General features: G+C 27.6%; 20 protein-coding genes. 2 read left to right on the forward strand and 18 right to left on the reverse strand.

The window, feature by feature from the left end; genetic code table 11:
• Positions 1–99: 99 nt before the first annotated feature.
• Positions 100–300: a hypothetical protein gene (locus tag TR13x_RS03110; protein WP_054870411.1), complete on the reverse strand. Its 201-nt coding sequence runs from the start codon at positions 298–300 to the stop codon at positions 100–102.
• A 103-nt stretch (positions 301–403) separates the two neighbouring features.
• On the opposite strand from TR13x_RS03110, the gene ychF reads away from it, so the two are divergent.
• The gene (gene ychF, locus TR13x_RS03115; protein WP_054870412.1) at positions 404–1,495 is read left to right on the forward strand and encodes a redox-regulated ATPase YchF; all 1,092 of its coding nucleotides are present in this window, start codon (positions 404–406) and stop codon (positions 1,493–1,495) included.
• A gap of 58 nt (positions 1,496–1,553) precedes the next feature.
• On the opposite strand, the gene TR13x_RS03120 is transcribed toward ychF, so the two are convergent.
• The 9 genes from TR13x_RS03120 to TR13x_RS03160 form a co-directional block, all read right to left on the reverse strand.
• Positions 1,554–2,030 carry a GNAT family N-acetyltransferase gene (locus tag TR13x_RS03120; RefSeq protein WP_054870413.1) on the reverse strand — a complete coding sequence of 159 codons (477 nt, stop codon included), beginning with the start codon at positions 2,028–2,030 and terminating at the stop codon, positions 1,554–1,556.
• A 59-nt stretch (positions 2,031–2,089) separates the two neighbouring features.
• A complete protein-coding gene (locus TR13x_RS03125; protein ID WP_054870414.1) occupies positions 2,090–2,929 on the reverse strand; it encodes an EFR1 family ferrodoxin in 840 nt (279 codons plus the stop codon).
• 19 nt (positions 2,930–2,948) lie between these two features.
• Complete coding sequence (locus tag TR13x_RS03130; protein ID WP_054870415.1) at positions 2,949–3,941, reverse strand: S9 family peptidase; 993 nt, start codon at positions 3,939–3,941, stop codon at positions 2,949–2,951.
• A 121-nt stretch (positions 3,942–4,062) separates the two neighbouring features.
• Complete coding sequence (locus tag TR13x_RS03135; RefSeq protein ID WP_054870416.1) at positions 4,063–4,329, reverse strand: hypothetical protein; 267 nt, start codon at positions 4,327–4,329, stop codon at positions 4,063–4,065.
• Positions 4,330–4,768: 439 nt separating this feature from the next.
• Positions 4,769–5,101: a cupin domain-containing protein gene (locus TR13x_RS03140; protein WP_054870417.1), complete on the reverse strand. Its 333-nt coding sequence runs from the start codon at positions 5,099–5,101 to the stop codon at positions 4,769–4,771.
• Between the two features lie 393 nt (positions 5,102–5,494).
• On the reverse strand, positions 5,495–6,286 hold the full coding sequence (locus TR13x_RS03145; protein ID WP_054870418.1) for a nucleotidyltransferase domain-containing protein: 792 nt from the start codon (positions 6,284–6,286) through the stop codon (positions 5,495–5,497).
• A gap of 244 nt (positions 6,287–6,530) precedes the next feature.
• On the reverse strand, positions 6,531–7,268 hold the full coding sequence (locus TR13x_RS03150; protein WP_054870419.1) for a class I SAM-dependent methyltransferase: 738 nt from the start codon (positions 7,266–7,268) through the stop codon (positions 6,531–6,533).
• 101 nt (positions 7,269–7,369) lie between these two features.
• Positions 7,370–7,966, reverse strand: coding sequence for a PHP domain-containing protein (locus TR13x_RS03155; RefSeq protein ID WP_054870420.1), 597 nt, complete (start codon positions 7,964–7,966; stop codon positions 7,370–7,372).
• A 194-nt stretch (positions 7,967–8,160) separates the two neighbouring features.
• Positions 8,161–9,039 carry a glycosyltransferase family 2 protein gene (locus TR13x_RS03160; protein WP_054870421.1) on the reverse strand — a complete coding sequence of 293 codons (879 nt, stop codon included), beginning with the start codon at positions 9,037–9,039 and terminating at the stop codon, positions 8,161–8,163.
• Between the two features lie 301 nt (positions 9,040–9,340).
• On the opposite strand from TR13x_RS03160, the gene TR13x_RS03165 reads away from it, so the two are divergent.
• Positions 9,341–11,242 (forward strand): glycosyltransferase, encoded by a 1,902-nt coding sequence (locus tag TR13x_RS03165; RefSeq protein WP_054870422.1) that lies wholly within the window; start codon positions 9,341–9,343, stop codon positions 11,240–11,242.
• A 241-nt stretch (positions 11,243–11,483) separates the two neighbouring features.
• Here TR13x_RS03165 and TR13x_RS03170 read toward each other — a convergent pair whose 3' ends face one another.
• The 8 genes from TR13x_RS03170 to TR13x_RS11115 all read right to left on the reverse strand — a co-directional run.
• Positions 11,484–12,038 carry a 2'-5' RNA ligase family protein gene (locus tag TR13x_RS03170; protein WP_242851708.1) on the reverse strand — a complete coding sequence of 185 codons (555 nt, stop codon included), beginning with the start codon at positions 12,036–12,038 and terminating at the stop codon, positions 11,484–11,486.
• Between the two features lie 60 nt (positions 12,039–12,098).
• Positions 12,099–12,593 (reverse strand): GNAT family N-acetyltransferase, encoded by a 495-nt coding sequence (locus tag TR13x_RS03175; protein WP_054870423.1) that lies wholly within the window; start codon positions 12,591–12,593, stop codon positions 12,099–12,101.
• An 86-nt stretch (positions 12,594–12,679) separates the two neighbouring features.
• Positions 12,680–13,834 (reverse strand): DUF362 domain-containing protein, encoded by a 1,155-nt coding sequence (locus TR13x_RS03180; RefSeq protein ID WP_054870424.1) that lies wholly within the window; start codon positions 13,832–13,834, stop codon positions 12,680–12,682.
• 130 nt (positions 13,835–13,964) lie between these two features.
• Positions 13,965–14,483, reverse strand: coding sequence for a DUF6199 family natural product biosynthesis protein (locus TR13x_RS11265; protein WP_054870425.1), 519 nt, complete (start codon positions 14,481–14,483; stop codon positions 13,965–13,967).
• Between the two features lie 96 nt (positions 14,484–14,579).
• On the reverse strand, positions 14,580–15,131 hold the full coding sequence (locus TR13x_RS03190; RefSeq protein ID WP_054870426.1) for a hypothetical protein: 552 nt from the start codon (positions 15,129–15,131) through the stop codon (positions 14,580–14,582).
• An 81-nt stretch (positions 15,132–15,212) separates the two neighbouring features.
• Positions 15,213–15,755: a DUF5673 domain-containing protein gene (locus TR13x_RS03195; protein ID WP_054870427.1), complete on the reverse strand. Its 543-nt coding sequence runs from the start codon at positions 15,753–15,755 to the stop codon at positions 15,213–15,215.
• Positions 15,756–15,929: 174 nt separating this feature from the next.
• On the reverse strand, positions 15,930–16,718 hold the full coding sequence (locus tag TR13x_RS03200) for an alpha/beta fold hydrolase (RefSeq protein WP_054870428.1): 789 nt from the start codon (positions 16,716–16,718) through the stop codon (positions 15,930–15,932).
• Between the two features lie 297 nt (positions 16,719–17,015).
• On the reverse strand, positions 17,016–17,379 hold a 364-nt coding region (locus tag TR13x_RS11115), incomplete at its 5' end, for a hypothetical protein (RefSeq protein ID WP_054870429.1).

Raw genomic sequence — 17,379 nt, forward strand, 5'->3', positions numbered from 1 at the left:
GTGTTTTTTATTACGTCTTAATTATAGCTAAATAAATTTCTGCATATGTTGATATGAAGTTAAATTAATGTTAAAGAATTGTTAATTAGTAAACATCACTTACTTAATTATTTCAAAACAATCATCAATTACTTCTTGTTTAGCTCTAGGAAGTCTAGCATGAAGTTCTTTTACAATTTCATCATTAATTCGCCCATTTTTTTGACCTAATACTTTAGCACAAACCATTCTACTTGCCATTGACTCTCTATTATTATCTACAAAAGAAATAATTGAACTTATTTGTATATCTCTATTCATACTTTTTCCTCCCTTTTAGTTGATGTATTCATAAAGTTATTGTATAATTTAGTCTGTTAAAATTAGTTATATTTTATTACTATCAATTGAAAGGAAGATATTAATGAAATTAGGAATAGTAGGTTTACCAAATGTGGGAAAAAGTACTCTTTTTAATGCAATTACAGCTGCTGGAGCAGAATCAGCTAATTATCCTTTCTGCACAATAGAACCAAATGTTGGTGTAGTTGCTGTGCCTGACGAAAGACTTGAAAAATTAGCAGAAATGATAAATCCTAAAAAAGTAACTCCAACTGCAATTGAATTTTATGACATTGCAGGACTTGTTAAAGGTGCAAGTAAAGGCGAAGGTTTAGGAAATAAATTTCTATCTCATATAAGAGAAGTAGCTGCTATTGTTCATGTAGTAAGATGTTTTGAAGATGAAAATATCACTCATGTTGAAGGAAATATAGACCCTATACGCGATATTGAAATTATCAATTTAGAGCTTATTCTTTCCGATCTTGAATTAATTAATAAAAGAATAGCTAAAACAGAAAAATTACTAAAAGGTGATAAATCCTATCAAAAAGAACTTGATATTTTAATCAGAATTCGTAAAGTTCTAGAAGAAGGAAAATCCGTAAGAGTACTTGACTTCGATGAAGAAGAAGAAAAGCTTGTTAAAGGATTAAATTTGCTATCATATAAACCTATATTATATGCAGCTAATATTTCAGAAGATGAGATCACGTCAGAAAATGAAAATGAATATGTTAAAAAAGTTAAAGAATATGCAAAAAAGGAAAATTCTGAAGTAGTAACTATATGTGGAAAAATCGAAGCAGAGATTTCAGAACTAGATGATGAAGAAAAGATAGAATTCTTACAAGAACTTGGATTAAAAGAATCAGGCTTAGACAAACTTATTAAAGCAAGTTACAAACTTTTAGGTTTGATTTCTTTCTTAACAGCAGGAGAAAAAGAAGTTAGAGCTTGGACTATTAAAAGAGGAACTAAAGCTCCACAAGCAGCAGGAAAAATACACTCTGACATGGAAAGAGGCTTTATCAGAGCAGAAGTTATAAGTTATAATGATTTGATAAGTGCAGGCGGATATAGCCAAGCTAGAGAAAAAGGTTTAATAAGATTAGAAGGTAAGGACTATGTAATGCAAGATGGAGATGTAGTAGTATTTAGATTCAATGTATAATGAGTCAAAAAGGCAGAATTTTTTTCGCGATTCTGCCTTTTTTATGTTTAAATAACAACTATAATATCTTTTCAAATTCAATTTCATGTAGTATTGGTATATTATCAAAGCCATACAATGGTATTTCAGGTTTTATTTTTCTTGACTTAACTACCGCATTTAAATGAAGTGCTTTCATGTTAAAACCTCTTTTTTGATAAAATCTTATCGCTTTAATATTATCATTTGTTGTAATTAACCATACTCGTCTGCAATTGCTCTTTTTTGCTTTATCTATTACTAAGTTGATTAATTTAGTTCCTATACCCAAATTTTCTTGTTTGCTATCTAAAGAAATAATTTCACATTCACCATCAACTATATTGTAAGTAATAAGTCCAATAATATCATTTTCTCTCATTACTAGATATCCTGGTAGTTTGTCAATAAAATGTTTTTTACCTCTAGAAACTATAATTGGTGAACCCCAATTTTCTGCAATAAAATCATATACCCTTTTCCTTAATTTTTCATCTATTTCTCTAAATTCAAACATTATTTTCCTCCTACTTTAAATTTAAATTGTTTAGGAAATAGAAAAAAGTATTTAAAATTTTACTTATTTAATATTTTATACGGATTATATTGCATATCTGGACCTTTCCATCTGAATTTATCTACTGTCGATTTTCCAATCTGAATAGCCTCAGTTGAGCATTGATGGACACATCTCATACATAAGTAACATTTATCCAAAAATTCAACTCTGCCATCACTTATTTTTATGTTCTTTGCTGGACAAATTTCTTTGCATAGTCCACATTTTGTGCATTTATCATCAACCCAAAATTTACCTTTCATCTTTTTTTCAACATGATTGAAAAATAATCTCATAAAAACATCTAAAATTAATCCACTTATTTTAAGTCTCGGTATTACTGCATTTCTTTCTTGTGATTCATCTGATAAATTATTACTATTAACAATATCAAAAATCTTGTTTATTGATTCTTTAATTTTTCTAGATTCAGAATAATTTTTTGATAATACTTTTTTAACAAATTTTGAATCTTTCTTCATGAAAGCCAACCCATCTGATCCTGGCATTTTAAATTCTTCACAACCTAATGGAACAAAACCTTTTTTTATAAATCTTTTAGATGTTTTCCTCGAAGAATTACCTCCATATAACCCCATCGTAGAAAATAAAATCACACCTCGAGTCTTTGGAAATGAAAGATTATTTATATAACTCTGCAAAAATAATGGCATATCAAAAGCATAAACAGGAAAGCCAAAAATAAGAATATCACATTTTTCTACATCGTTTGGAGAAAAAACTTCTATAGATTCTAACTCAACATCAAAACCATTCGCTTTAAATTTCTCATATATTAGATTCGCAATAAAATATGTATTACCTGTAGCACTAAAATATAGTATTAATGCTTTCAAACTTCACTCCCCCCCCAGATTATTGTTGCTTTAACCATTTATCAATAAATTTGTAGCACTTTTCTCTTTTATCTTTTCTAAAAATATGTACTCCAGCATTATACCAATCATATTCTAAACACTCCTTACATCCCATTTCTTCATATTTTTTTATTGCTTTATTAAAATACTCTTTTTTATCTACATCAGATGATAATTCAATAAAAGGTCTAGGTGCTAATCCTTCCAGTATATCTTCAATATCACCCCATTCTAATATATCAGGAATGACTGCAATACTACCAAATCCTTGTGGTGCTCTTAAACCTTCATCTGGATAAAAATCCTTTTTTATAGAAGCTATTCCCGAAGAAGAGCATCCTACTTTAACTCTTTCATCAACATACATTAAATAAGCTGCAAGTAACCCCCCTGCTGAATGACCTATAACTCCAATCCTTTCACTATCTATCTCAGGCATTCCTGTTAAAATATCTATTGCTATCATAAGCTCAGTCAATTCTACTCCCATTTGAGTCTTACCTCGTGTTAAATAATAGTTTGCTCTATATCCCTTATATAAATCTTCTGATAAATCTATTTCTCTTTCTTTTCCGTTGTAATCTATCTTGATTACTAATTTTATATATTCAAACATGTCAGCATATTTTGAATTGGCTAAGCTTCTACTTTCAAATCCAAATCTATCAGGACAAATTACAACATACCCTCTCAAACAGAGCTCTAAACCATATGCTAATTCTTTGTCTCCCCCTAATCCAGCAACTTCGCTTTTCCCAAACTCATAAGGCCTTCTTTCACCATCTTGATGTATTGCCAATATACCAGGAAATACACCTTCTTTGTTTGGAATTAAAATATATGCTTCAATATATTCACCATATACTTCATACTTAACTTTTCTTATGATATAAGTTTCATACTTTTTTTCTTCTAGTACTTCATATTCAGTATATCTTCTTTCTTTTGGGATTTTTAAAATTTTCATTAACTCTCTTTTTCTGCTATCCATATAATCCCCCTTTAAACACTGAATTTTTGAATTGCAAATTATATTACACAGCACATTCACTATCAAATTGTAAATATGCATAATCAATCCATTAATAATACCAGAGTATACGAATAAAATATTAAATAAAATTGTCTAACACCTTAACCTTTTCTTTAAAACTCCTCTTTCTTCCATCCAAATATATATTCTTATATAACAAATTGCCCCATTCTTTATATTTATTTGAATATTTATCATAAAAATATTCCATTAACTTTTCTGCTAATACTGCTCCAATGACATAATTTTGTATATACACTGGATCTATACTTCTATAAGAAGAAAAACCTATTTCTTTTGCTATTCTATTTCTCATAATCATCAAATTTAAAACATCATCTCCCATCCTCTTAGACAGAGTTAGTTTATATCGATACTTATCTTTTCTAATATATCTTTATCATAGTTACTTAAATCATCTATTCGATTCCTTAAATTTGATACTAAAGGATTTTTGTCTACTAAATCGTGATTAATTAAAATGCAAGCTATTTCTCTTTTCCTATCTGATTGTTGTATCTTCCCGTTAAATGAATTAACTATATCAAATATTTCCTTATCAATTTCAGATAAATTATATTTTCCATTTTCAAAATAATTAACCCATTGTTACCTTTGTAACATCCAATATTTCTCCATTATATTTTCTCAAACTTTTCTATCATTCCATCATCTTCTTTCTAAACTACTTTTTATAAATGCTTTAGCTATACCAATTAGATATAAAATAGATAACCTCGCTAAACTTTGTAACTAACTCATTATACTTTAGTCTCAATCTTACTCTACTTTTTCTTATACCTATCCTTCTCGCCGAAAAAAGTAATATCAGCATATCCTGCATATATTTTCCCTGAATGCTTTACTCCACTAGGAATATAATATCTATCTCCTTTTACATACGTTTTTCTTTCTCCATTTATATCTAATTCAATTTTACCTTCTAAAACTATTCCCCACTGGCTTCCATGTGAATGCTCTGGTAATTCAACATCTTCACTAAACTTCATAAATAATATCTGATAACTGTCTCCTTGAAATAAATACGCTTTAACACCTTTTATAGGAATATCTGCTTCAGGTAAATTCAAAATTTCCTTTGGAAATACATTAAACATTACTCTTCCTCCTTCTTATTTATCATCTTAAAATTTCAAATTCATTTAATTCCCAACCCCATTAATTTAACCCTTATTATTCAGTATTACATAATACAAACTTATATACGATAATGATTCTGTTTAATAATATAAGTAGCATTTATACAAAATTTCAACTCTGCTATCAATTTTTTTATATTCTTTGCTGGGCAAATTTCTTTACATACTCCACATTTTATATATTTATCATCAACCTAAAATTTACCTTTCATCTTTTTTTCGATACAATTAAAGATTAATCCCACAAAAATATCTAAAATTAATCTGCTTATTTTAAGCGTTGGTATTACTGCATTTTTTCTTGTAATTTATCTGATAAATTATTGTTTCTAACAACACCAAAAATCTTGTTTACTGATTCTTTAATTTTTCTAGATTATTGTCTAGTTCTCTCCTGATTTCATCCTTTACAAGTAAAATTGCCTCTTTAGCATCATCATTCAAAATATCAACAAGCATATCTGTTATAAGATCAAATAGTTTTAATCCTGATATTGCTCGTTTCCGAACTCCTAATGTATTATCAATTCCAAAAGCTTCTTTACTTAAAATAGCAAATTCAGATTCTTCTCCAAAATAGTCGATAACTTGTTTAAAAAAAGAATTGTCACTTGTTAATAATATACCTTTTTGAACTCGAACAACTTTAAATAGTCCATAAGTCAACCCGTACAAACCATTCAACATCCTGCCTATATCATTAGACAGTAAACCTTGAAGAGCTTTATGTACTTCCTCAACCCACGAAACAAGTTCTCTACTAGCATAATTATTTGCCTTTTCCTGAAGTGAACTATCCCACTTAAATTCTTCTGCTCTTTTCTTCAATGAACTAAGATATCCATTAGGGTCCCATATTACCTTTGACTGTCTTAGTCCAGAAATGCATTCTGTTGCTTTTTCAGGATCGCAAAACCATTTATCTGTTTCTTCTCTAGTAACATAACTTATTACAAGATATTTACTATCAACTATCTCTATATCAGGTAATCTACTTTCATTTCCTTCTTTTAAAAAACATACTATATCAATGTCACTATATTTACGAGCTTCTCCTCGTGCATAACTACCCATTAATGCAATTGCTTCCAATTCTTCTCTATCTATCTTTCTTATTCTCTCAGATATTGATTCAGAAAACATCTATCTCATCCTTTCTAAAAAACACAGTACTATGTGCTTTCTCTCGTTTATTTATTACTCTTATATATAGTTTACCTTGGTTTACTTTGATCTTATCTTAAAGTTCTCTTTGTTTTCTACAATACCTTTTATTTAATTTGATTTAAAGCCACTTGCTAATATATCCATTTGTAATGCAAAAAGTTCAATCTCTCTTTAATAATAACAATAGTACAAAAACAGTAACAATAAAGTACCTATAATTCTATTTGCATACATATACATTTCTATATTCTCCATCTGGTTCGTCTAACATTTTAAACTCCATATTTGTAATACTAACTTCAGTAAAACCAGCTTTATTTAATGCATCAATTATATCTTCAGAATAAAAAGCAGCTTCGGTAAATGTCTCTTCAAACCCATCATATAGCCTCCCATCTTCCTTTATAAACACGGTAAATGTTGCACTTGCTTGTCCTTTATCTTCATAAAATATCGCCTTTTGTATAATATAGTTGCCATTACTATCTTTCTGCATATGAAATCCGTTCCATCTTTCTCTTAAAGCCTTCAATGTATTACAGTCAAATATGAAAATACCTCCATAATTAAGATGTTTTTTAACATTTGAAAATGTCATTAACCACTCGTCTAATGTAAGCAAATGGTTTATTGCATCATATGTACAAGTAATTAGATCATACTTTTTATTCATTTCAAAACTTCTCATATCCTCTTGGATAAAATTAATATCCATATTTTTATCTTTTGCATTTTCAATAGCTTTTCTAACCATATGTATTGATATATCTAATCCTTCTGATTTAATACCGGCTTCCATTGCATTAATGCACAATATTCCTGTACCACACGCAATATCTAAATGAGTTCTAGGATTAAAATTTATTTCCTTAAAATAGCTCAACATATATTTCCATAGTCTTTCTGAATAATTCTTCCATCCCAATCTATCATAAAACTTTGCTATCTTGTCGTACATACTCACTACCCCCTAAAACCTAATTTCAAAAAACGGTAATCCACTAGGAATCTTCTTAATCTTTGCTATATATTCCTCTACAAAATCCTCTATATTTACTACTATCTGTTATTTATTAATACTGGCTGACATCGCCCATTTTTTATTGCTTTAACTAGATCATTTATACTCTCAATTCTATCAACAAATTGTGTGCCAACCTTAAACAAATCGTTAATATTGTGAGCGTCGCTACCACCTGTACATGGTTTTTTGTGAATTCTTGCTAACTTTTCTGCTTGTATCCAAAATTCACGTTCTATTTTTCCATTATATACTTCTATTGCATCTATTAGTTCAATAATTTCATTTGCAATTTTTCTTTCATTAACTTTACATACTCCATATCCTGAAAATGGATGAGCTGCGATAATAATACCACCAAATTTATGAATATACTCTATAAGCTCGATCATATTATTTCTCCGTTTTACACAATCTTCAGGTGCACCAAATACTATAAAGTCGCCATAATCATTAAGTATCTCTATTCCTGCAAATACAGACACTCCATCAATTTCTCCTTTTCTATTATATAAGTGATTATGTTCAGTAATTGCTACTGAAACGCCTAAAATTTTAGCTTTCTCAATATAATCAATTATTTTCAATTTAGTATTTTTCGATAATTCACAATGATTATGTAAATCAATTATCATAAATACCTCCTATTAACAGTAAACTTTATATTTGGCTTGCAATTTTCATCTATCAATTTAATAATTATCTTTTCTACAATTATCTTAAAATACCTTTTTTATGCGAAATTTTTATAAAGTAAACAAACCCATTCACTTGGCAGATTTTGAATGGGTTTATTTGAAAATTTTTATGAGATGAATTTATAATAAAGTCAAACTGTTACATATCTTTTATAGTCATTTGTCCGTGCTACGATTTTACAGTTTTTCAATAAAGTATATTCTTTTATTTTCCACGTATGATCCTTATTTGAAGGTCTCCTTATACAAACATAATTAAATTTATCTGAAGAATATAATTTAAAGCCACTATTCACACAATTCAATAAAAATTCTGTATCTTCTCCTACGTTTTTATCAGGGAATTTTATATTATTAAAGACTTCTTTTCTAATAATCATTGCAGAGCCAGATAGGAAATTTACATACTTATTTTCTTTGCCAGGAGAATGGATAGCTAAGATTTTACTCCCCTCAAAATATACAAAATACGAAAGTTTTCCAACTATATCTGCTTTTGTAGTTAAAAAAACCTTCATCAAATCATCAATGAATCTAGGCGCATAATAATTATCATCATCAAATTTTGTTATATAGTCAAATTTTGCTTTTTCTATAGCATAGTTAAGGCACGTGCCTAATGAAATTGATTCATCTAATTTGAATAGTTTTACATTTTGATACATTTGAGCTTTCTTCTTCCATTGCTCTATTTTCATATCATTCTTATTTAAAATTATAATGAGTTCTTTATTTTTATAAGTCTGCCTAGCATAGTTTTCAAATACATTATCAATATAATGCTGACGAATAGTACAGGTAATAATTGAAACTCCGTCAATGATTCTATCATTATAGTCTAATAGTGGTCTATTTCTAGTTAAAGCTATCCTTTTTCTTCTTAATAAATTTTCTTTAAAACATTGAATTGGTGAATTATTTACTGGTTTAGCATTATAATTTTTTTTTATTTCTTTAACTAAAAAGTTGAGATTTTTCGAAATAATGATGTTCGTATTTTTTTGCACCATTTATTTCACCTCATTAGAAAGAGTATCATGAAAACAAAACACAAATTTGATTAAACTATTTGATAGATTATTTGTCTACTAAATTATATGAATTGATACATTTTTTGTATAATAAATGAATTTTTTTAATTTAAAACAGAAAAAGAAATAAATAATACAAAAGCATCAAAAGAAAAAATAAAAAACAATAAAAGTAGCTTTTACCTTACACATTAATAACTCAAAAACATATAATAAAATAGAAAAATGTATATATGAATTTAAGTAATTCTCCAAAAAAGTTGTGAAATGTGGTGAGAAAATGGCAAAAAAAAATATTATAGGTGTAAAGAAAAGAAACAAAACACCAAATAAAGTTGATAATGAATATAGTCAAGACAAGAAAAAAATAAAAGCAGTAAATAACTCTCCAATAGAATTAATAAAAAAAAATATTAAACGAAAACAAAAATACTATAAATATCTGCAAAAGAAATCTTTTCAAAATAATATTAATTCAATCAAAAAGGAAGGTATAGAAATAAAGAAAATAAAAGTAGTTTCAATTCTAGATGTAATACCTTACGAATGGCTTAAATATGAAGTTAACCTTATCCCGCTAAAAATGAGTTGTTGGAAAAATACAATATTAAATGTTAAACCTGATTTATTACTAGTTCAATCAACTTGGCATGACCATCGCAGGGAATGGAAAAACAAAATTCCATATCTAAAACCAAAAACAAATAATATCTTAAAGAAAGTTGTTGATTTCTGTAAAACTCAGCATATTCCTACAGTTTTTTGGAATATTGAAGATCCATATCATTTCTATGATTTCATTGAAGCTGCGAAACTTTTCGATTATATTTTTACAACTGATTCAAATACTGTTCCTAAATACAAAAAAATAGTGAAACACAATAATGTTTACACTCTTCCTTTTGCAGCTCAACCTAAAATTCACAATCCGATAGGTAAAGGTAAGATCAGATTAGGCAATGTGGCTTTTGCTGGTTCTTGGTATAGCAAAGGACATAACGATAGAAAAAAAGATATAGAAATCGTTTTAAAGCCTGCCTTAAAATACGACTTGCACATTTATGACAGAATGTATTATCTAACAAATAATATAAAATATAAATTTCCAGATATCTACCAACCTTGTATAAAAGGACATTTACCCTATAATAAAGTATGTGATGCTTATAAAAGCTACGATATCTTATTAAACGTGAATACAGTCCAAAATAGCCCTACGATGTTCTCTTGTAGAATTTTTGAGTTATTAGCTTGTGGTGCAAATATAATTAGTGGTTATTCTATAGGTATAGAAAAAATGTTCCCAAATATAGTTAAGCTATGTAGAACACAAGAAGATACAGAATATTATTTAAGAACTCTCTTATGCGATAAGGAACAAAGAGATAGATTATCTTTATTAGGACAAAGAATAGTTTTTAAATACCACACCTATGAGCACAGAATCAAAACAATTTTAGAAAAAGTTGGTATTAAGTATATGTCAGAACAAGAACCTGGAGTCACTATTATTACCTCTTGTACTACGGACACATATATAGATAATATTTTTGAAAATTATAGTAGACAAAGCTATAAACAAAAAGAGCTGCTTATTATTACAGCTAATGACAATCCAAACCTAGAAGAATTAAAGAAAAAATCATCATTATACAGTAATGTTAGAATATTTATATTTAACTGTAACAATCCATTAAGTAATTGTTTGAATTTTGTTATTGGTAAATCTAGATTCAATTATATTGCCATATTTAATGAAATAGATTATTATGCTCCAGAATTCATTGGTGATTTGATAAATGCCTTTAAATATACCGATGCAGACATTGTCGGTAAGTTATCTCATTATGTTTATTTCGAAGAAAGTAAAACCTTAGCAATTAGATTTCCAGATAAAGAATATAGATATGTTGATTTTTTATCTGCTTCTACTATGATTATAAAAAAGAATGTTTTTAATAAAATAAAATTTAATGAAAATACCATAGATGTATATACACAATTTATTAATGATTGTATTAAAAATAATATTAAGTTATATTCAGCAGATAGGTATAATTATATCAATTTTATAAAACCTAATACTAAAGGAAATTCATGTTTACTTTCCAAAGAAGTTATTAAGGATAAATGTACAATTATAAACAATTTTGATAACTATAAAAATTTCGTTACAGTTTAATCATTCTTTTTCTTATGTATATGTCTGAAAATTCAATTTCTTTCTCTAGGTTAATCACATCATGATTAACTTACAAATACTCATATGTTTTATTTTCTTGAATTAACTCACTTAAATGTTTATCTTTTTTTAATTGATATATTAGTACTTGATGAACATCTCTTAAATAATGATATGACTAGTACAAGAAATATTAAAGCTCCAGATAATAATATTATTATTTTGTCATAAAAAGATATATCTACAACTTAACAGTAAACTCTATGTTTGACTTATCATTTTCATCTATCAATTCAACACATATCTCTTCTACAATTGTTTCAAAAATATCTTGTATTTTTCCTGTTTCTTCAAGTGCTCTTTCGAATTCCTCAATATCTTCTACTTTTCCAACAGTAATATGGGGAATATATGTAATTTTCCTATATAAAAACTTCTCTAATATTCCTGTATATAATTTGTCATGTATTTCAATTATTTTATCATTTCCTTCCTTTACATTTAAAAATAAATAATTGTCAGTTGTTCCTGTTATTCCTTTTAACTTAATTTTAAATGGCTTTATACCTTTCAATGCTTGTTTAACATGCTTTTCAAGCTCTTCTGTTTTTATGTTGCTTTCAAATGGAAAAACAACAGTAATGTGTGGTTTAATACAACTATAAAGTGAATCATATTTTTTTCTTATTTCTTCAATTTTTTCTAGATTTCTAAATTTAGGAAAAATAATTATTGACCTTTTCATCATTTTTTCTTCCTTTCTTTCATCTAAACTTACCTTGAATAGCTTACTCATGTTTGCAGTACCATTAAACTAGTAATTTATCTCCTTAAAAGACAATATAGTATAAATTAATTACAAATACTTTTTCATCACAATAGCTGATAATTCTTTATCTGCCCAATTTAATATGATATTTTCTTGCACTCGAAAACCTAGTTCACTCCAAAATTTGAAAACTCTCGAGTCATAATCTGTTACTATATCAATTCTTATCGAATCAGAAAAATTTTCTTTCAAGTAATTTTCTAATCCATAAAAAACCTCTTTTCCATATCCATTATCTTTAAAATTGTTATGTATCATTAATAAAGACAAATAACTTTCTTTTTTTACTGCAAACTCGACAAAACCTATAGTTCTCTTAAACCTTTTTTCAATAATCTTACAAGAATTAAAGCCAATACTTCTCATATTATCTAATTCATTTCTAACCCAATCAGTGTCTACAGACTCTTTATCCATATGTGATAACAAAAAACCTTTATTTGAATTATATATTTCAAGTATTCTATTTAAATCTACTTCTTCTATTAAAGCTACGTATGTATTTGAAGTTTCAAATATCATAGTAATTCTTCTCCCCTCATTTACAACTATTTATAAGCATATTGCTACAACTACAAGTCAAAAAACTTTTTTATTTAACACCTACACTACAACTTTGAAAGTTTGTCTAATAACCAAGGTCTATGAATTTTTACTGCTTTTTTAGGACATAGTTCCTGACAGCAAAAACATCTAATACACTCGTCTAAATTTGCTATAGGCTTACTATTTTCCATAGTAATGACCTGTGGTGGACAATTTTCTTCACAAACACCACAGCTAACGCAGTCTTCATGAATAAATACAGGTTTCGGTCTTAACCAAGCATTTATGAAATTTCTTAAAAATTTAGGCGCTTTATCACTTACCATATTCACACTTTTGATTTCTGGTATTTTAAAATCATCTATCCTAAATTTTTCAATTTTTTCTCCAACTAATTCAATATCATCAAAATTACCTTTACAAATACCTCTTTCAACACATCTTTGAATAGTTGGAACCTTAGTTGGCTCTAAATTTATTATTGAAGTAGCAACTACATCTAAATGATAAGGGCTTGTTGATGAAATTATAACCCCTACTTCTCTTGGGTCACCAGCAGAAGGACCATCCCCTTCCATTCCTACAATTCCATCCATAAAAGATAGAATTGGGTTTGCATATAAGCAAATATCAACTAAAGCATCAGAAAAATCCTCTATATTTGGCATTTTCAAATGATATTCTGCTTTTAAAACTCCAGGTATGATTCCAAACATGTTCTTTACTGCCCCAGTGAACATTGCCATTCCATGAGTCTTTAATTTTGAAACTGATATTACTTTATCTACATCTTTTAACATTTCTGTCACTGCTAAGCCTTTTAATATCTTGCCTTGAACATTTTTTACTTCCATAGTATTGGTATTATAGTTTAATTTAGCATTTACTTCATTTGCTATAGCTTCTATCCCACAAGCTCTATAAATGCCTTTTAATGCTCTTGAATTAAAAGGTCCTCCTGGACTATCTCCAATTAAAACATTTGCTCCATATTCAATTATCACTTCTGCTAAAGCTTTTGTGAAAACTGGGTGAGTAGTAGTTGCTTCTTCTGGTTTTTTCTTCATCAAAAGATTTAATTTTAATAATACTGTTTCACCTTTATTTATGTATTTATCAATACCACCTAAATTTTCAAAGCTTTTAATTATTGATTTCTTAACAAGTTCATAGTCATATGTTCTACATTCAACTAAAGAAACTTTTTCCTTCTTCATTAGTTAGCCTCCTCAAATTTAAAATTTTTTCTAATATAACATTATTTATTTCTCTTAATGTCGTTTTTTCTTAAATTAATGTACTTCTAAATCATTCTATATTACTTTATATTTTTAGAAACATAATAAATCAAAAGAGTGTTATTATTCCTACAACGAATAAAATTACACCAAGTATCCTATTAATCACTAATACAATTTTACTTGGTTCAGCTTCTTTTAGTTTCCATCCAATACTTAGATACCAACTAATTTTAGGTGATAATATACCAATAATACCTAAAGCAATAAATAATAAACCTATAAGATTCCTTGATGATTCATTCTTCTCTGATTTCGGTAACCCATATTTTTGCTCGTATAACTTAATTGCTTCTTGTCCTTGAATCATTTGTTCACCAGTAAGATTAGGTGAACCTCCTCCAGTACTTAGATTCCCATACACTTCATAAAAATAAGTGTTTCCGTCTGAAAAAACTACATCATATCTGTATCCAGTTTTATATTCCTCACGTGATATCTTAACTATTTCTCCACTAGATAATTTAATGCTCTTGTAATCATCATCTGCAAAAGTAATCGTATTGAAAAAAATTAGAAAAACAAATAACAAAGCAAAACTACGTAAAAAATTTATAATATTCTTCATAATGTCCTCCCTTTAACTATATTGAAATACTATTTTGCATATCTTACCTCCAATTTTTTAGTTGTTATTATAATTATCTTTAGATGTTTCATCTCCTTATTCTTTTTCCTCTATACTATTTAAACCTGCTTTTCTCAGACCTTTAATCAATCCTACTATTCCTCTTGACTTTAAAAATAATATTAACCCTATAGCAAATCTAATAACCATTATAACTATTGAAATTTTTATTTCTAATCCAGTAGTAGATTTTAATAGTATGTAACTACCTTTAAATTTCATTATTTGAAATATAAATTTTGGTAAGTCTTTAACTATATCTACCAAAATTACCAATCCTACAACTGAAAATGCTGCTGACTGTAATTCTTCGACATTTACATTTCTATCATCTACATCCTCACAAATAACCATATATTCAGCTATCTTTTTCGCCTTAACCCATAAAATCAATCCTAAAATCATAAGAATAATAGCAGGAGCTAAACTTGCAATTATCATATTTGTAATTAAACTTTTTCCAATATCTTGATTTACAAACTGAAAATATAATGTACTAATAAAATATGAAATATATTTAATTGACTGAATAAAAATATAAATAGCCATTGCTTTTAAGGCAATAGTAGCAATATTTCTTTCTCTCAAAACTTCCACCTTCTTTTTTTATTTAATCTAAGAATTCTACTTACCGTATATAGTGTTATATGAAATTTACTCTTGTTAATGTTACATTTTATTAACTGTTAAATAATTCTTAAATATTTTTTCAATTCTATCTTTATCATAAACGTTAATATCTATAGGTATTTCTGACAAACTTTTATATTTCTTTATTTTTAATGTAATCTTATTTTTTTCTCTTGTATTTTTTACCCATTTATATTTTCTTATCTTATCCCATTGAATAAATTGCAAACCTATTATTAAACCTTTTTGAGTTATTATAAATCCTAACTTTTTGTTATATAGCATATGCCAAATATTAACATAAAATATTAGTAAGTATACAGGAAAAACGTGATTGTCTATACCTGTAGTAAAAATTGTCATAATCATAAATATAATAAAAATACAACCAATTATTATAAATAATCTGTTTGTTAATTTTTCAATATATGTTGATTCTTTTGGTTCGTTAACAACAATTACTATATTACTATCACTTAATTCATTTCTTTTATATTTTAATATTTGGAGCAATATATACCCTAAATAAAATATAAAAAATATAAAAATTAGCAAGTTAAAAAAAGTTATAAATGTATTCATTGTATCTCCTCCTTATATGCTATTTCGACTCAAGATGAATTTTCTACATATCGCATTCACGATGCCCTCTAGCTAGATCTGAAAGTATCACATCTTAATCAATACTTGCATCTAGCAAATTAATAAGTATCATAATTTACTATGTTTCTGATCTCAATTTTTTATTAGCTTTGATTATTTAGAACTTAACTCTTGATAAAGTATTTCATAGAACTTATCTTTTGCATAGAGTTCATTCCAAGGATAATGTCCACAATCTTTTAGTAGAATAAACTGAAAATCTTTTAAAACTTTAGATAATGGTTTTTCAACTCCTTCAAAAGTATGTGAATCATATTCACCGTGTATAGCAATTACTGGACATTTTATTTTGCTTCCAATCTCTAATAATTTTTTACTTTTTCTTAAATATGTAACTTCATTCATACAGTTTTGGAATACATCAGGCTGAAAATCTAATACTTCATTTTCCAAACAAATTGGAGCAAAAGAATCCGCTTTTGACATTAGTTTACCAAACTCACTAAGCACTTCTTTTTTATTTTCATTATTAGGGTCGTTCAGCAATCTTATTAAAACTTCTACTCTTAAATTTTCCTCTTCAGTTAGACGACTTGTCCTATTAGTTTTCATTGTTGAAAGATATTTTTCTTCGAAAGAACCACTTCCGACAAGTATAAGTTTTTTGATTAATTGAGGATATTGTGCAGCAAAAATATAGCTTAACCATACTCCCCACGAATGTCCTATTAATATGACTGGGCTTTCTGCGTTATTCTCAAGAATATCCTTAAGTTCTAGAATTTGGCCTTCAATAGAATTTGCTGTTTGCAATGGTTCAAGAACTCCACATATTTGTGACAGTTCTCTTGCAACTGGAGCCATTCCCCCAGGAGCACCTGGACCCCCATGAATAACTGCAACATTAAACGGCTCATTACCATATTTTCTTAGGTTTTCCACAATAAAGTTCTCCTCTCTACATAATAATTATTTAATCTCTCCCATTGTCAAAAAACTACTAATCATACATTTGACCTAATACTCCAATGATTCAGGTACTCTGCCGTTTTGACCTGCTTATCTAAATTCATCTCTATCACCCTTTGCCTTCTATTCGCAACTTACCAACAAAAATATCATTTAACATCTTCATGCTTGCAACGCATTCAAGTTCTATACTGTCTTCCTGCCACATAATTCTTCGAAATAAAAATTTGACTTTTTAAAGTTGAAATAAATTGATGCGCAGCAGTTATTTTAATCCTCGTCTTTTAAAGTAAAAGATAAAATATATTCAACTTCTTTATTGTTATATTTGCCATATCTCATTCTACCAATTAACTCATTTTTAGAAAGACCTCTTTCTTCTAATAATCTATCTGAATATACCGACATATAATAGTCGACTCTTATTATTCTCCATGATTTACCTTGTTTCTCAAAAGTATACCTTTTATTAGTTATATAAACTGTATTTTCTTCATCATTTCCTTCTCTTATCTGCTGAGAATAAACATACTTCCAATCCCTGCCACTAATATCTACATCATAAGCACCAGATATTTTAATAGTAATTGTATCGTCATCTAATTTTAAATTAAACTCATTAGCTAATGAGTTT

The organism is Caloranaerobacter sp. TR13 (assembly GCF_001316435.1).
In the GTDB taxonomy this organism is placed as follows: Bacteria; Bacillota; Clostridia; order Tissierellales; family Thermohalobacteraceae; genus Caloranaerobacter.

What these genes read in the sequence shown, in the direction of transcription:
- TR13x_RS03110 (WP_054870411.1), bottom strand. Translation starts at nt 300, where the DNA reads ATGAATAGAGATATACAAATAAGTTCAATTATTTCTTTTGTAGATAAT.
- ychF (WP_054870412.1), top strand. Translation starts at nt 404, where the DNA reads ATGAAATTAGGAATAGTAGGTTTACCAAATGTGGGAAAAAGTACTCTT.
- TR13x_RS03120 (WP_054870413.1), bottom strand. Translation starts at nt 2,030, where the DNA reads ATGTTTGAATTTAGAGAAATAGATGAAAAATTAAGGAAAAGGGTATAT.
- TR13x_RS03130 (WP_054870415.1), bottom strand. Translation starts at nt 3,941, where the DNA reads ATGGATAGCAGAAAAAGAGAGTTAATGAAAATTTTAAAAATCCCAAAA.
- TR13x_RS03135 (WP_054870416.1), bottom strand. Translation starts at nt 4,329, where the DNA reads ATGGGAGATGATGTTTTAAATTTGATGATTATGAGAAATAGAATAGCA.
- TR13x_RS03140 (WP_054870417.1), bottom strand. Translation starts at nt 5,101, where the DNA reads ATGTTTAATGTATTTCCAAAGGAAATTTTGAATTTACCTGAAGCAGAT.
- TR13x_RS03145 (WP_054870418.1), bottom strand. Translation starts at nt 6,286, where the DNA reads ATGTTTTCTGAATCAATATCTGAGAGAATAAGAAAGATAGATAGAGAA.
- TR13x_RS03150 (WP_054870419.1), bottom strand. Translation starts at nt 7,268, where the DNA reads ATGTACGACAAGATAGCAAAGTTTTATGATAGATTGGGATGGAAGAAT.
- TR13x_RS03155 (WP_054870420.1), bottom strand. Translation starts at nt 7,966, where the DNA reads ATGATAATTGATTTACATAATCATTGTGAATTATCGAAAAATACTAAA.
- TR13x_RS03160 (WP_054870421.1), bottom strand. Translation starts at nt 9,039, where the DNA reads ATGGTGCAAAAAAATACGAACATCATTATTTCGAAAAATCTCAACTTT.
- TR13x_RS03165 (WP_054870422.1), top strand. Translation starts at nt 9,341, where the DNA reads ATGGCAAAAAAAAATATTATAGGTGTAAAGAAAAGAAACAAAACACCA.
- TR13x_RS03170 (WP_242851708.1), bottom strand. Translation starts at nt 12,038, where the DNA reads ATGAGTAAGCTATTCAAGGTAAGTTTAGATGAAAGAAAGGAAGAAAAA.
- TR13x_RS03175 (WP_054870423.1), bottom strand. Translation starts at nt 12,593, where the DNA reads ATGATATTTGAAACTTCAAATACATACGTAGCTTTAATAGAAGAAGTA.
- TR13x_RS03180 (WP_054870424.1), bottom strand. Translation starts at nt 13,834, where the DNA reads ATGAAGAAGGAAAAAGTTTCTTTAGTTGAATGTAGAACATATGACTAT.
- TR13x_RS11265 (WP_054870425.1), bottom strand. Translation starts at nt 14,483, where the DNA reads ATGAAGAATATTATAAATTTTTTACGTAGTTTTGCTTTGTTATTTGTT.
- TR13x_RS03195 (WP_054870427.1), bottom strand. Translation starts at nt 15,755, where the DNA reads ATGAATACATTTATAACTTTTTTTAACTTGCTAATTTTTATATTTTTT.